Origin of the sequence: Streptomyces sp. NPDC014889 (assembly GCF_043081205.1) — a bacterium.
Lineage (GTDB): Bacteria > Actinomycetota > Actinomycetes > Streptomycetales > Streptomycetaceae > Streptomyces.
This window is the reverse complement of the sequence record NZ_JBIBWH010000018.1, coordinates 50114-64545: the sequence shown is the minus strand read 5'-3', so window position 1 is coordinate 64545 and position 14432 is coordinate 50114. Positions and strand designations below refer to the sequence as shown.

Genomic DNA, 14432 nt, shown 5'->3' with positions numbered 1-14432 from the left:
CCCCCCCCCCCCCCCCGGCCCGGCCGAGGCTCAGACGAGCGGGGCGTAGTCCAGGTTGGGGAAGTAGTCCTCGCGTGTTCCCTCACGGCGGATGTCCCAGGTGGCGCAGTGCAGGGACCCGCCGAACTCGTAGACATTGCGGAACGGTATGGCGAAGACCTCGAACCCGAGCTTGCTCAGCAGCTCCTGGAGCGGCTTCTCACTCTCCTCACAGACGATCTTCGTGGGTGAGAGGCTGAGGACGTTGATCGACACCCACTTCGTCGACTGGCAGTAGGTGGGCATCTCGTCGTTCGTCAGACTCGGCTGTGGCGCCTCGACGAACTCCCAGTCGTTGGCGAGGAACATCTTCTCCTCGCCGTCGCGGATGGGACGGTCGGGGTTGGTCAGGATCAGGCCGGGGCGCAGCGGGATGAACGTGGCGTCGATGTGCGAGGGGAAGAAGTCCAGCGGGAAGTGCACCGGGTGGACCCGGAAGCCCTGCGGCTCGAGGTGCCTGGTGAGCCACTTGATGCCGGCCCGGTTGGTGGTCATGGACTCCTGGACAAGGATGTCCCGGCCGAGACGGCACATGTCCGCGGCGTCGAAGACCACTTCGTTCTGAGTGATACAGAACTCGAAGTTGTGCATCTCCCTGTGGCGCTTCTCCAGCGGCCAGTCCCAGAACTCCTCGCGGTACATGGAGTCCGCCATGGAGGGCTTCGGCGCCACCGACCAGCTCATGCGGGGATCGGCGGCCAGGTAGCCGTACACGAGTTTGCGGTATGCCTGGTATTCGAAGTAGCGCGACCGGCGGGACATGGTGGCCTCGACGATTTCGTTGCCCAACGTGATCATCACGTCCCGCGGGCACACGGCGCAGTACTGGTTCTCAACCTCGAACGTCGGGGTCTTCAAGGGTGCGGAGAAGTCGAGTGGCTCGGGGCGTCGCACCGTGATGTTCTGGGACTCGAGGAGGGCCACCAGCCCGGCCAGTTCCTCGTTCGCCTTTTCGATGGTCGCCTGCGGCTTGGGCCCGGTGGGGAAGGCCCGCCGTTCGGCCGAAGGGGGCAGACCGCGTTCCTGAGGCTTGTGTCCCGGTTCCGTCGGCTCGAAGCAGGCGTTGTCGGCGCTGCCCACAACGACTTCCTGCAGCGGGTCCCACTCGTTCCAGGAATTGACGATCTTGGCGTCGGAGTGCACTCGTCGGCCGCCTCTCTTATGCGACCGCCCTGCGACAGGCGGGGATGGCTGGGTGCTTCGGCCTCTCTCCGGGACCCGCCATCGCGGGCCCCGACGGGACCGTTCTCCTGCAGACCCGGTGGCTGTGCCGGGGCTCCATCGGGTGGGTCTTCATTCGATCGCCACGGACGTGGCTGCTCCAGTCCGGAGAAGCCCGGACGGTGGGGAACGCCACCGCGTCGGGCGATGTGTCCGGGGAATGTCGGACCGTCGGCGCACGGTTCGCAGTCGGCCGGCCTTGCCACTCCACGCACGGCCTTGACAGAGTGAAAGGTCTTTCGCCCGGCCCATGAGGGGTGATCGTGCCAGAGATCCGACAGCTGACCATTGACGGCCGGTGCAACGGGCCGGACGGCAGCGCCAACGGGGGTTATGCGTGTGGCGCCTTCGCGCGGCTGTGCCCGATGCCGGTCGCCGTGACCCTGCACGCGCCACCCCGGCTGGACCGCCCCCTGCGGGCTGAGGTGGGTGGCCGCAGAGCGCATCTGTGGGACGGCGACCAGCTGATCGCGACCGCCGCGCCCACGGAGCACCGGGTGGGCCACGTCGACCCCGTGTCGTCGGCGGACGCGATCCAGGCGTCCGGACAGTACCCGGGCCGGTTGAACCACCCGTTTCCGCGCTGCTTCGTCTGCGGACCGGACCGAAAACCGGGGGAGGGCCTGCTGTTGGCCCCGGGGCCGGTGCCGGGCCGGGCGGCCACGGTCGCCTGCCCATGGGTTCCGGACGCGACGGTGACCGGCGAGAACGGGCGGGTGCTTCCGGAATTCGTCTGGAGCGTCCTCGACTGCCCGTCCGGCTGGACCGCGGACCTGGTCACCGCTCCGAAGGTACTGGGATGGATGCGCGCCGAACTGGAGACCTTGCCGACCCCCGGAGACCAGTGTGTCGTGGTGGGCCGCCTCGACACGTACGACGATCACGGACTTGCCAGTACGTCGGTGCTGTACGACAGCCGGGGCACGGTGCTCGCACGCGCCACCACGAGGTGGTTCGCTCCGTAGGACGGTGCCGCAGGTGTCTGCGGCGCGGGCGCCGCGGCCGGCCGCGGGTACGGCGCTGGGTGGTCAGTTCCGCGGGTGGTCGCCGGTCTGCCCGTCCAGGAGTTCGCGCACGATGTCCATGTGCCCGACGTGCCGGGCGGTTTCCTCGATCATGTGAATGAGCGTCCATCGCAACGTCACGGATTCGCCGTGCCACGCGGTGCCCACCGCGTCGATGTCCAGCTCGTCGATCACCTTGTCGGACGCGGCACGGGCCCGACCGTAGAAGGCCACGATGTCAGCCGTCGTCTCCGAGGGCGTCGGGCGCAGATCGGCTTCCGGGTCGTCGTCATCGAACGGGAGCGGTTCCGTCTCGCGTCCGAAGGTCTCGCTGAACCAGCCGTACTCAGTGGCAGCCAGGTGCTTCACGAGCCCCAGCAGCGATGTCCCGGACGGCGTCATCTGCCGTCTCACCTGATCCTCGTCGAGGTCCTGGAGTTTCCAGAGCACCACATCGCGGTGCCGGTCGAGGCTGATGCGCAGACTGTCCTTTTCGCCACCTGTGGCAGGCACATGCTGAGTCATGCACGCACCGTAACAGCATAGTTGGCGACCACACCGCCGGGCCAAGTCGTGGCGCACAGGGGGCTTCGCACGGAAGACCGGCCACGACCGGCCGAGCCCGTGCCGCAGTCCGGGCTTCTCCGGACTCCAGCATTCGCCGTCACGGCGATCCAATGGGAATCCGGCCGTTGAGCGGTGGCTGGCCATCGACCCGCGGGAGAACGAGCAGCATGAGAATACCCACCTCAGTGGATGCCACCGAGGAGATAGACCTGGACACGGTCGACCTTGTCGACCCCCGGTTGTACTCGACGGGAGATCCGCACCCCGTCTGGGCCGCGATGCGCAAGCACGACCCAGTGCGCTGGCACCCCGTCGGCAGCGACCTGGGCTTCTGGTCGGTGACCACTTTGGAGCACGGCTCCTGGGTGCTACGTGACCACGAGACCTTCACGTCCCAGCGCGGCACCTTGCTCAACCTGCTCGGCAAGGACGACCCGGCCGGTGGCCAGCAGATGGCCGCCACCGACCCGCCCCGGCACACCAGAATGCGCGAGCCTCTGCAGCGCGCACTTGCCATCAAGTCGGTGGAGCGTTCCTCGGAACAGATCAGGGCACACGTGCGCCGGCTGCTGGAACCGGCCATGTCCCAGGAGCCCTTCGACATCGCGGAAGCGGCCACCCATCTGCCCATGGCCGTGACCGGCATGCTGATGGGCCTGCCGGAAGAGAACTGGCCCCGTCTGACCAGGCTCACCCTGATGTCCATCGCTCCGGACGACCCGGAGTACACGGTGGAAGGCGGTCCGGACGCCGCGCTGCAACAGGCCCACCGCGAACTCTTCGCCTATTTCGCCGACGTGGTCAGGGAACGGCAGCGGGACCTCGGTGACGATCTGATCAGCCTCCTGCTCTCCATGGAGTTCGAGGGCCGCAAGCTGGGGCTCGGTGAAGTCCTGTCCAACTGCTACAGCCTGCTGCTCGGTGCCAACGTCACCACGCCCTACGTGCCGACGGCGGCTCTGGACTCGCTCATCGGCACTCCCACCCTGCGCGAACTGCTGGGCGGCGCCGACGGAGTAACCGTCTCGTCGGCGGTTGAGGAAGCACTGCGGTGGGCCTCGCCCGCCAACCACTTCATGCGGCACGCCCTACGTGACGTGGAGATCGGCAACCGCAAGGTGCGATCGGGCGACGCCGTGGTGGTCTGGCTGGGCTCCGCGAACCGTGACGAGGCGGCGTTCGCAGACCCGTTCGCCTTCAACCTCCGGCGTAAGCCGAACCGGCACATCGCCTTCGGTGTAGGTGGCCACTACTGCATCGGACACACGGTCGCCAGGGTTACCTTGCGGGCCCTGTTCGACGAGATCCTGAGCGTCTTCTCCGACATCGAGCGGGCCGGCGAGGTCGAGCACCTCGCGTCGAACTTCGTGGCGGGTATCAAGCACATGCCCATCATCGGGAAGGTCCGCAGCAGGTGAACGACCGTCGCACGCTGGTCGATGTCCTGCGAGAACGCGCTGACCGGACACCTGACCTGACCTGCTTCGAGTTCATGGAGGACGGAGAGGCCGAGCGGGTCGTCAGCTACCAGCAACTCGACCGGCGCGCCTGTGAGATCGCCGCGGTGCTCCGCGAGCACGGGCTCGCCGGACAGCGCGCGCTGCTGCTGTACCCGCCCGGACTGGACTACGTCGCCGCGTTCTTCGGCTGCCTGTACGCGGGGGTCGTCGCCGTTCCCCTGTACTTGCCGACCGGGCGGCTCGGGATCACCAGGATGCTGGCGGTGGCCGGTGACGCCGGTACGAAGGTCGCGCTGACCACCGCCGCCGTCCGCGCCGAGTACGCCTCACAGCCCCTCGTGGACTCGCTCGACTGGCTCCTCACCGACGGGCCCGCGCAGGCGACCGCGCCAAACTGGACAGCGCAGGCCGCTCAGGCGGCCGACCTGGCCTTCCTGCAGTACACCTCCGGATCCACCGGTGCCCCCAAGGGCGTCAAGGTGCGGCATGAGAATCTGATGGACAACCTCGCGGTCATCAACCGCGTGCTTCAGCCCGACGCCGACACCAGAGCCGTCAGCTGGCTACCGCCGTACCACGACATGGGGCTGATCGGCGGGATCCTGCAACCGGTGTACGCCGGTTTCCCCTGCACGTTGCTGAGCCCGACGAGTTTTCTGCGCAAGCCCCACCGCTGGCTCGAGGCGATCAGCCGGCACCGGGCGACCGCCACGGCGGCGCCCGACTTCGGCTATCGCGAATGCGTCCGGCGAATCGGTGAGCGGGAGCGCGCGGACCTTGATCTCAGTACCTTGCGGCACGCGATGATCGGCGCCGAGCCGGTCCGCGGCGACACCCTCGAGGACTTCACCCGCGCCTTCGCGGGCACAGGCTTCCGCCGCTCGTCGTTCCATCCGTGCTACGGCCTCGCTGAGGCCACCTTGTTCGTGACCGGAGGAAGGTCCCCGGCCGGCCCGCGCGTCGTCGAAGTCGGCCGTCGCGAGCTGGAAGAGGGGGAGGTGGTGCTCGCCGCCCGCTCGGACGGTGGCCCGACCGCGTCGTTCACTGGATGCGGGTGCCCGCAGGGCGACGACCTGGTCGTTGTTGTGGACCCGGAGAACGGCAGTGCCCGTCTTCCGGGCCAGGTCGGTGAGGTCTGCGTCAGCGGTCCAAGCGTGACTGGCGGGTACTGGGGCAACACCGGCACTTCCTCCGCCTTCGGTGTGGAACTGCCCGGCCACCCGGGCCGTTCCTTCCTCCGTACCGGCGATCTGGGCTTCGAGCTCGACGGTGAACTGTTCCTCACGGGCAGGATCAAGGACCTGATGGTCATCCGGGGGCGCAATCATTACGCGGAGGACATCGAGCAGACGGCGGGCCGGAGCCATTCGGCCCTGCCGCCCGGCCGGTCGGCCGCGTTCTCGGTGGACGACGACGGCGAGGAGCGGGTCGTGCTCGTCCACGAAGTCGCACCCAGGCTCGCGGCAGGTGACGTGCCCCGTGTGCTGTCAGCGGTGCGAGAGGCGATCGCCGCCGAGCACGGACTCGCCCTGCACGACGTGGTGCTGGTCCGCTCGGGTGCCATCGACCGCACGACGAGTGGCAAGGTCCGGCGCAACGCCACGCGGCAACAATGGCTGGACGGAACACTGGTTCCGGTACCCGGAGTTCCCGGGGGCGAAGCCGGGAACCAGGTCACGCACAGTGCCCTGACCCAGACCGTGGCGGCGGTGCTCGATCTGGCACCCCGTCAGGTCATGCCCGGAGAAAGCCTGCTGGGCCAAGGCCTGGACTCGCTGCGGGCTGTCCGCTTGATCGTCGAGCTGTCCCGGACGTTCGGTGTGGAACTCACCGTCGACCGGCTGCTCGACGGGCTGACCCCCGCCCAACTGGAGACACTGGTCTCCCGGCGGACCTCCGCCGCACCGCCCATCGCGAGTCCGCCACAGCGGACGGCTGCTCCGGACACCCCGAAGCCGTCCAGAGCCCAGGAGATGATGTGGCTGTTGGACCACATGGGCGCCGGCGGTGCCTATCACGTCCACGGTGGCGTACGGCTCACAGGGCCGGTCGATCCCGACCTGCTCGGCCAGTGTCTGAACGACCTGACACTCCAGTACCCGATCCTGCGCTCAGCTTTCGTCCAGGACTCCGAGGGCTCGCTCACGACGGTCGTCCGGCCCGCTGAACCGACACCGCTGCGCCGGGTCGACCTCACCGGCACGGACAACGCCGCCGATCGGGACAAACGCTTCGATCAGGTGATCAAGGAGCTCGCCACCGCGAAGTTCGACCTGGCGACCGGTCCGCTGCTGCGGGCCGTTCTCGTCCAGCGCGATGTCGACGACTGGTATCTCGGCATCGCGGCCCACCACATCGTCGTCGACGGATGGTCGCTCGGTGTGCTGCTGCGCCGGCTCGGCGAGCACTACGCCGGGGGATTGCCGGGTGGCACGCCGCCGGTTCCGGCCGCCCCCGCCGTGCCGCGCATCACCCCGGGCCCCCCTTGGTGTGAGGACGACGCCGCCTTCTGGCGGGACACGCTCACCTCCGCCGTCCCGCTGGACCTTCCTCTCGACGGTCCACCGCCGCAGTCGCCCACCTGGCGCGGCGACTCGCTGGAGATCGGGTTCACCCCTCAACAGGCCGGCCGGCTCAGGCAGTACGCCAGGTCCCGGCAGGCCACCCTCTTCATGGTGCTGCTCGCGGGTGTGGGCGCTGTGCTGGAGCGGTGGAGCGGTCAGGACGACTTCGTCATCGGCACCCCAGCCGCCGGACGTGACCATGAAACGGCCGAGGAGGTGGGGCTGTTTGTCAATGTGGTACCGCTGCGGGTCGACACCTCCGGCGCGCCGACCTTCGACGAACTGCTGGCCAGGGTGCGGACCCGCTGCCTCGCCGCCTACGCCCACCAGGGGATGCCCTTCGACGAGATCGTGCGGCAGGTCGGCCAGGACCGTCCCGACGGGCGGGCGCCGCTCGTCCGGGCCGTTCTCACGCTCAATGTGCCGCTCGCCCCGTGGGAAGCGGGCGAGGTGCGGGCCGAGGCATTCGAACTGCCGGCCCCAGGCGCCCAGTTCGAGCTGGCGCTGCACCTCACCGAGCGGCCGGACAGTGGGCTTGCCGGACATTTCGTCTACGCCGCCGACATCTTGGAGCGGGACACCGTTCAACGGATCGCTGACGCGCTCACAACGGTGCTGAGCACCGTTGCCGAACAGCCCAAGCTGCCGGGCACGGACTTGCCGGTGGCCGACCTTCCGGTCATGAGCGCGGACGAACGTGCCCGCGTCACCGGGGAATTCAGTGGAGTGCGCGGCGAGCCGGCCGCCCCTGACGTGCTGCACGCGCTGGTGGAGCGGCAGGTCGACCTGGATCCGGCAGCACCGGCAGTGATCGTCGAGGAACGCGTCCTCGAATACGGCCAGTTGGAGGAAGAAGCGAACAGGCTCGCCTGGCTGCTCCGTGACTTGGGGGTACGGGTGGACCAGCCGGTCGCGGTATGCCTGCCACGCTCACCTGAACTGGTCGTCGCGTTGCTTGCCGTGCTCAAGGCCGGCGGAGCCTACCTGCCCCTGGACACCGATTACCCGCACGGTCGGTTGGCCGCCCAGTTGCGTGGCGCTGAGCCACGAGTAGTGCTGACGAACCAGGACCTGGCGTCGGGTCTGCTCGAACGCGCCCTGGACGGGGCCGGACGACCTGCTGTCGTGTGCCTCGACGCCGATCCGTACCCGGCGGCGCGGTTCCCTGTCTCCAGGCCGCCGACCACCGCCACGCCGCGCAGCCTCGCGTACGTGATGTACACGTCGGGCACCACAGGGACGCCCAAGGGCGTGATGAACCACCACGCCGGAGTGGTCAACCGGCTCTCCTGGATGCAGGAGGCCTACGGGCTGACCAAGGCGGAACGCGTCTTGCACAAGACCCCGGTCGGCTTCGACGTGGCGGTGTGGGAGGTGTTCTGGCCGCTCGTCACGGGTGGCTCCGTCGTCCTCGCGCGCCCCGAAGGCCACCGTGATCCGACCTACCTGGCCCGGCTCATCCGTGAACGCGCCATCACCACCAGCCATTTCGTTCCCTCCATGCTGCGAGCCTTCCTCGACGAACCCGGGGTGACGCAGTGCGCCGGCGTTCTTCGCCGAGTGATCTGCAGTGGTGAGGAACTGGCGCCCTCCGTGGCCGCACGGGTGCGGGAACTGCTGCCCGACGTCGAACTGCACAACCTGTACGGCCCGACAGAGGCAGCCATCGATGTCACAGGCTGCGAGATCCATCCCGGTCTCACCGCCCGGGCTCGGCTGCCGATCGGCCGCCCCTTCACCGGATGCCGGGTGTACATCCTCGATGGCGCGGGGCAGCCGGTTCCGGTCGGCGTGGCGGGCGAGCTGCACATCGGCGGCGTCCAGGTGGCCCGCGGATATCTAGGCAGCCCGGCGTTGACGGCCGAACGTTTCAAACCGGACCCGTTCGAGCCCGGCGGCCGGCTGTATCGCACGGGTGACCGAGCGCGATGGTCGGCGGACGGCATGGTGGAGTTCCTCGGTCGCTTGGACGACCAGGTCAAGATCAGAGGACACCGGGTCGAGCCGGCGGAGGTCGAGGCCGCGCTCGCCGCCCACCCGCAGGTGGCCGCTGCGGCGGTGGACGTCCGGCGCGGTGTCGCAGGTGAACCGCGCCTGGTGGCCTACCTGGTCGCTGACGGAGACGGAGACGGAGACGGAGACGGAGCGGGAACCGGGCTGCCGGACGACGGCTCCCTCCGCGCGTTCCTCGCTGAGCGACTGCCCCCCGCTCTCGTGCCCGCGGCCTTCGTCGGTCTGCCCGGCTTGCCGACGACAGCGAACGGCAAGCTGGACCGCTCGGCCTTGCCGGAGCCCACTGTGCTGGTTGATCGCGCCGGACTCACCCCGCCACGCGACTTGGTGGAACAACAACTGGCGGAGATCTGGTGCGACGTCCTCGAACTGCCCGAAGTATCCGTGACTCACGGCTTCTTCGAGCTCGGCGGGCACTCGCTCCTCGCCACCAGGATCGTGGCCCGCATCAAGCGTGACTTCGGCGTGGAGCTACCGGTCAGCGAGTTGCTCAGCGGCAGCTCGGCCATCGCGGACGTCGCGGTCGCGGTCCAGGAAGCCCAGTGGTCGCAGGCCGACCCCACGGAGCTGAGCCGGCTGCTGGCCGGCCTGGAAGACCTGTCGGACAGCGAGGTGACCGATCTCCTGGCGCAGGACGGCCATGACAGCTGACGCAGTCCGCCCGGCCCACGACCGCTCAACCCTCTTCACAAGGAGCACCGATGCCTGACGAGGCGCGCGAACAGACGTACACCGTCGTGGTCAACGACGAGGAGCAGTACTCGATCTGGCGGGCGGATGCCGAACTTCCGGCCGGCTGGCGGGCCGACAACATGTCCGGAACCCGTGAGCAGTGCCTGGCGTACATCGATGAGGTCTGGACCGACATGCGGCCGCTCAGCCTGCGTCGGCAGATGGACGGGAGCGCGACATGAGTACGGCGGGGCGGGTGGACAAGACCTCCGAAAGCGAGCTGGACGAGGCTCGGCAGCGGCTGAGCAGGGTCATTGACGACATGCGCCGGACCTGGGCCGGACGACGCGTCATCATGACGGTGCACAAGTTCAACGGCGGGATGAAGGCGTTGGCGGAGGAGCTGGGCCTTTCCGGCGCGAGCCTGTCTGCCGTCGTCATCAACACACGGCCCGCCCCCGGTGACCCGCCGGCCGAGCATGTGTGGAGCTGCGCCGAGCGCGGCCTGGAGATGACTCACCGGCAGTTCGAGGCGTGGCTGAGCACGCAGCCCGCCGAATTGCTGGAGTGGCTGGACCAGGTGGACCCCGGTCGCAGCTGCCACATGCTGGGCACCACCTACGCCGAGTACGCCGAACTGGGCGGCCGGCCCGCGTACGGCCACTGGCGAAAGGGCTGGGAGGTCTGGGAGGACAAGACGCGGATCGACGAGTTGTGGCAGAACGTCGGTATCCCGGCGCCGGCGCACGTGGTGTGCTCGATCGACGATCCGGCACTCACCGGCACAGCGGTGGCGTTGGACCAGGGCCACGGCGTGATGGTGGCCATCGACACGACCCGGGAGGTGCTGGGCAGTTCACAGGGACTTCGGTGGGTCCGAAGCCGTGGCGAGCTGGACGTGGCCGTGGAGCAGCTGCGTGGGCGGACCGAGAAGGTGCGCATCGCCGCGTTCGTTCCGGGCGTGCCCTGCAGCGCCATGGGCATGGTGCTCCCGGACGGAGTGGCGGTCTTCGACCCGATCGAGGTCATCACGCTGCACCGCCCCAGCACGGGCCAGTTGGTCTACTGCGGTACCTCGACCTACTGGCGGGCCAAGGACGAGCAGCGGGAGCAGCTGCGCGCGTACGCCAGGCGGGTCGGCCAGGAACTGGCCGACTCCATCGGTTACGTCGGCGTCTTCAGCATCGACGGGCTCCTCAGCGACGAGGGATTCGCCGCCACCGAGCTCAACCCGCGTCACGTGTCGGGCCTCGGAGTGCGTCCGGGGTGGCCGGAGTTTCCGACCCGGCTGCTCAACCGAGCCATCCAGGACGGTGAGCCCGAGGGCCGCGACGTCAGCTGGAAGGACATCGAGGACGTCTACCGTGCGGAGGTCCTGCGCAGCCGGTCCGCGTCGCTGTGGGTGGCGCTGCCGTCCGACGCGGTGGTCGCGCTCGACGGGACGGACGGGATTGCTGAGGTCTCTGTGACGGACGGCTCGGCAGAGGTGACGTGCCAGGTGCGCTATCGACCGCAGTGCGGCGGTGTGTGGATCGACGGCGTCGTCGGCGACAACATGTCCCATGAAGGCGCCCTGGGGCCGGTGACTGCCGCGCTCGCCCGGTCGCTGGGCGTGCGGGACCTCAGGTCCTTCGCCGAGGTCTCCGCCGGTTCGACGCTGTCCGTCAGCTGAGCGAGGCGCCCTCCGCGCCGGCGGCAGTCGGGAGTTCTCCGACGAGCCGGTGCGGATCTTCGGCTACGGCCGTCAGCAGTTGCGCCAGCCGCTCGGCCAGGGAACGGATCCGGTTCACGCCGATGAGGCCGGGCCGGTACGTCAGACTCAGCCGCAGTTGCGGACCCGGTGTGGCAAGGAGACTGATGGCGTAGTGCGTGTCATCGCTGAGCTCCACCCCCGTGACCCTGGGTCCCTCAGCCGTCCCTGTCGTGGTGTGCAACTGCATCTCGGAGTTCTCGAAGACCAACAGCGTGTCGAACTCAGCAGACCAGCCCAGCAGCCGCTGCAACGTCCCAAGACTCAGGTGCTGGTGGGGCGCGAGCGTCTGATGTTCGTGCTGGAGGCGTTGGAACAGGGTCAACACGGACTCCTCGGGCCGGATCCTGACCGCGACCGGAATGGTGTTGATCAGCAGCCCGATCATCTGCTCCACCGCTTCCACATCCGGCGTACGCCCGGAGACGGTGGTGCCGAACGCGACGTCCCGCGTGCCGGTCTCGGCCCCCAGCAATACCCCCCACATGGCTTGCACGATGGTGTTGACCGTGAGCCTGTTGCCCCGGCCGAGCGAGGCCAGCGACTCGGTGGTGTGGGCCGGGAGGTCGAGGATGTACCGGGCCGAAGGCGCCGACGGCCGTCGGTCGTCGGCTGTCGAGGCGAGGACGGTCGGTTCCGGTATCCCCGTGAGCGCGGTACGCCAGGCCAGCGTCGCCTCGTCGCTGTCCCGGGCCCGCAGCGCCCGCAGCCACTCGCGAGTGGACGGGGCGGGCGCTGGATCGCTGTCACCTCGGTAGCGCGCGAACAGTTCTCGCACCAGAAGGGTCACGGACCAGCCGTCGAGCAGAATGTGGTGGTAGTCGATCGCCAACTGGTGGTCCTGCGGCGACCGGCGGATCAGGTGCAGGCGCAGCAGCGGGGGCGTGCACAGATCGAAGGGGACCTTGCGGCTTTCTTCCGCCAGCCGATGGACCTCCGCATCGGCGTCGTGGGTGTCCAGGTGGGAGAGATCCGTCTCCCTCCAGGGCAGCTCGGCTTCCGTCACCACGAGCTGAACCGGCTCCGGCAGGCCCTCGGTGAAGAAGCCCGCCCGCAGGGCTTCGTGCCGGGCCAACAGCTCGCGGGCCGCCGCGCGAAGCGCGGTACTGCTCACCCGGCCGCCGAGCCGGAGTACGAGCTGCTGGGTGTAGACATCCGGTCCGTCCTCGTCCTGGAGCCGGTGGAACAGGAACCCCTGCTGGACCGGGGTGACGGGCAGAATGTGGTCGATGTCCGGTCGAGCAGCCTGCAGACGGCCCAGGTGCTGGTGATGCAGGGAGAGCAACGGTCGCACGGGGGTGTTCCGTACGTCCTGGACGGTGCCGGTGCCGGCGAGCCTGCGCGGCGTGCCGAGCTCGAACACGTCGCGTGTGCTGATGGCCATCCCGCCGCGTTGCGCGCGGATCACCAGCCGCACGGCGGCGATGCTGTCGCCGCCCAGTGCGAAGAAGTCGTCGTCGGCCCCGACGTCGGCGACGCCGAGTACCTCGGTGAAAGCGTCTACCATCAACTCTTCGTCAGGCGTTCCGGCCCGGGCTCCGCCGCTCCCGGTGACGGGGGAGGGCAGGGCCCGTAGGTCGATCTTCCCGTTGGGGGACAGCGGAAGCTCGTCGAGCGTCACGATGGCGGCGGGCACCATGTGCGCGGGCAGTACTCGCGCCAATTCGAGGCGGACCGTCCGTGAGTCGGGGCGCGCCGAGCCGGACGGGACCACGTACGCGATGAGCTGCTTGCCGCCTTGGGCGTTCTCACGCGGCAGGACGACGGCCCTGGCCACGTCCGGACGCCCACGCAAGTAAGCCTCCACCTCGCCGAGTTCGACCCGGAAGCCGTTCAGCTTGACCTGGTTGTCGCTTCGGCCCAGGCACTCCAGCTCGCCGTCGTCGTTCCAGCGCGCCACGTCACCCGTGCGGTACATCCGCTGGCCCGGCTCGCCGAACGGGTCGGGCAGGAAACGCTCTGCAGTCAGCCCCGGGCGGTTGAGGTAGCCCCGGGCCAGACCCACGCCGGAGACGTACAGATCACCGGCGACACCATCCGGTACGGGACGCAGCTCCTGGTCCAGGAGGTGGACGCGGGTGTTCCACAGGGGGGTGCCTATCGCGGGCGGGCGCAGGGTGTCCGCGCCGGAGGTCCAGGCAGTGACATCCTGCATTTCGGTTGCACCGTAGTGGTTGTGCACCCGCAGTCCCGGGTGCTCGCGCAGAAAGTGCCGCATGCCTTCGCCGAGCACCAGCGGCTCACCGGACTGGATGATGTCGGTCAGCCTGTCCAGCCCGACGCCGACCTCCGCCGCCGCCTCATACATTGACTCGATGAGGACATTGGGCAGGAAGACCTGGTTCACACCGTGGTGGTCGAGCCAGCGGACGAGCCGCACCGGGTCACGCCGTGTCTCTTCGGTCGGGACGGCCAGCCGCTTGCCGTGCACCAGCGCGGCCAGCATCTCGTGCATGGAGAAGTCGAAGCCGATCGCGGACAGATTCGCGACGACGACATCCGGTCCGCCGGCGAAGCGTTCCCCGTGCCAGGCCAGCAGGTTGACCAGACTGAGGGCGGGCATCAGCACGCCCTTGGGCGCGCCTGTCGAGCCCGATGTGTAGATGAGGTACAGCGGGTGTGCGGCTCGCAGTGGCCGTGTGCGGTCGTCGTCGGTGGGATCGGCCGTCGGGTATGACGCGGTGTTGAGGCTTTCCCAGCTGAGCAGCCGAGTCCCCGGAAGGTCCGCCGGTTTCAGGCCCACCGCGTCGCCCACCAACACCGTGACGGGCGCGGAGTCGGCCACCATGAAGGCGATGCGCTCCACCGGGTAGTCCGGGTTGAGCGGCAGGAAGACCGCACCGGTCTTGAGTACCGCCACCATGGCCACGATCGCGTCGATGGAGCGGGGCAGGACCACCCCGACCACGCGTTCCGGTCCGGCGCCGAGGCCGATGAGCAGGTGCGCGAGCTGGTTCGCCCTTACGTCGAGCTGCTGGAAGCTGAGCGTGGCGGTATCGCTGACCAGTGCGGTGGCGTGCGGATCGGCCCGAACCCGCTCCTGCAACAGGTCCGGCAGTGTGCGCTCGCGCAGCGGTTGCTCGTTGGCGTCGGGCGCACCGGAGTGGTCCGACTGCGCTGTGGGTGAGGAGGACAAGGCGGA

Annotated in this window: 8 protein-coding genes; 5 read left to right on the top strand and 3 right to left on the bottom strand. The window is 68.9% G+C overall.

The features are described from left to right. Nucleotides 1–30: 30 nt before the first annotated feature. Nucleotides 31–1182 carry a glycine amidinotransferase gene (locus tag ACF09J_RS30460; protein ID WP_392308676.1) on the bottom strand — a complete coding sequence of 384 codons (1152 nt, stop codon included), beginning with the start codon at nt 1180–1182 and terminating at the stop codon, nt 31–33. Nucleotides 1183–1523: 341 nt separating this feature from the next. Between ACF09J_RS30460 and ACF09J_RS30455 the strand changes: the two genes are divergently transcribed. Beyond that, nucleotides 1524–2225 carry a hypothetical protein gene (locus ACF09J_RS30455; RefSeq protein WP_392308675.1) on the top strand — a complete coding sequence of 234 codons (702 nt, stop codon included), beginning with the start codon at nt 1524–1526 and terminating at the stop codon, nt 2223–2225. A gap of 63 nt (nt 2226–2288) precedes the next feature. Here the strand turns inward: ACF09J_RS30455 and ACF09J_RS30450 are convergent, their stop codons facing one another. Beyond that, the gene (locus ACF09J_RS30450) at nt 2289–2789 is read right to left on the bottom strand and encodes a DinB family protein (protein ID WP_392308674.1); all 501 of its coding nucleotides are present in this window, start codon (nt 2787–2789) and stop codon (nt 2289–2291) included. 209 nt (nt 2790–2998) lie between these two features. Here ACF09J_RS30450 and ACF09J_RS30445 point away from each other — a divergent pair, with 209 nt between their 5' ends. The 4 genes from ACF09J_RS30445 to ACF09J_RS30430 are packed head-to-tail and all read left to right on the top strand — an operon-like array spanning nt 2999 to nt 11212. After that, on the top strand, nt 2999–4249 hold the full coding sequence (locus ACF09J_RS30445) for a cytochrome P450 (protein ID WP_392308673.1): 1251 nt from the start codon (nt 2999–3001) through the stop codon (nt 4247–4249). Further along, complete coding sequence (locus ACF09J_RS30440) at nt 4246–9519, top strand: amino acid adenylation domain-containing protein (RefSeq protein ID WP_392308672.1); 5274 nt, start codon at nt 4246–4248, stop codon at nt 9517–9519. Before ACF09J_RS30445 ends, ACF09J_RS30440 begins: the two co-directional genes overlap by 4 nt. A 50-nt stretch (nt 9520–9569) precedes the next feature. After that, nucleotides 9570–9782: an MbtH family protein gene (locus ACF09J_RS30435; protein WP_392308671.1), complete on the top strand. Its 213-nt coding sequence runs from the start codon at nt 9570–9572 to the stop codon at nt 9780–9782. Beyond that, nucleotides 9779–11212, top strand: coding sequence for a hypothetical protein (locus tag ACF09J_RS30430; RefSeq protein ID WP_392308670.1), 1434 nt, complete (start codon nt 9779–9781; stop codon nt 11210–11212). The genes ACF09J_RS30435 and ACF09J_RS30430 overlap by 4 nt, the downstream gene beginning before the upstream one ends. On the opposite strand, the gene ACF09J_RS30425 is transcribed toward ACF09J_RS30430, so the two are convergent. Then, nucleotides 11205–14426 (bottom strand): amino acid adenylation domain-containing protein, encoded by a 3222-nt coding sequence (locus ACF09J_RS30425; protein ID WP_392308669.1) that lies wholly within the window; start codon nt 14424–14426, stop codon nt 11205–11207. The genes ACF09J_RS30430 and ACF09J_RS30425 overlap by 8 nt on opposite strands. Nucleotides 14427–14432 lie beyond the last annotated feature (6 nt).

Bases quoted from the DNA above. Each gene is read 5' to 3' on its own strand.
- ACF09J_RS30445 (WP_392308673.1), top strand. From the start codon at position 2,999: ATGAGAATACCCACCTCAGTGGATGCCACCGAGGAGATAGACCTGGAC.
- ACF09J_RS30430 (WP_392308670.1), top strand. From the start codon at position 9,779: ATGAGTACGGCGGGGCGGGTGGACAAGACCTCCGAAAGCGAGCTGGAC.
- ACF09J_RS30435 (WP_392308671.1), top strand. From the start codon at position 9,570: ATGCCTGACGAGGCGCGCGAACAGACGTACACCGTCGTGGTCAACGAC.
- ACF09J_RS30450 (WP_392308674.1), bottom strand. From the start codon at position 2,789: ATGACTCAGCATGTGCCTGCCACAGGTGGCGAAAAGGACAGTCTGCGC.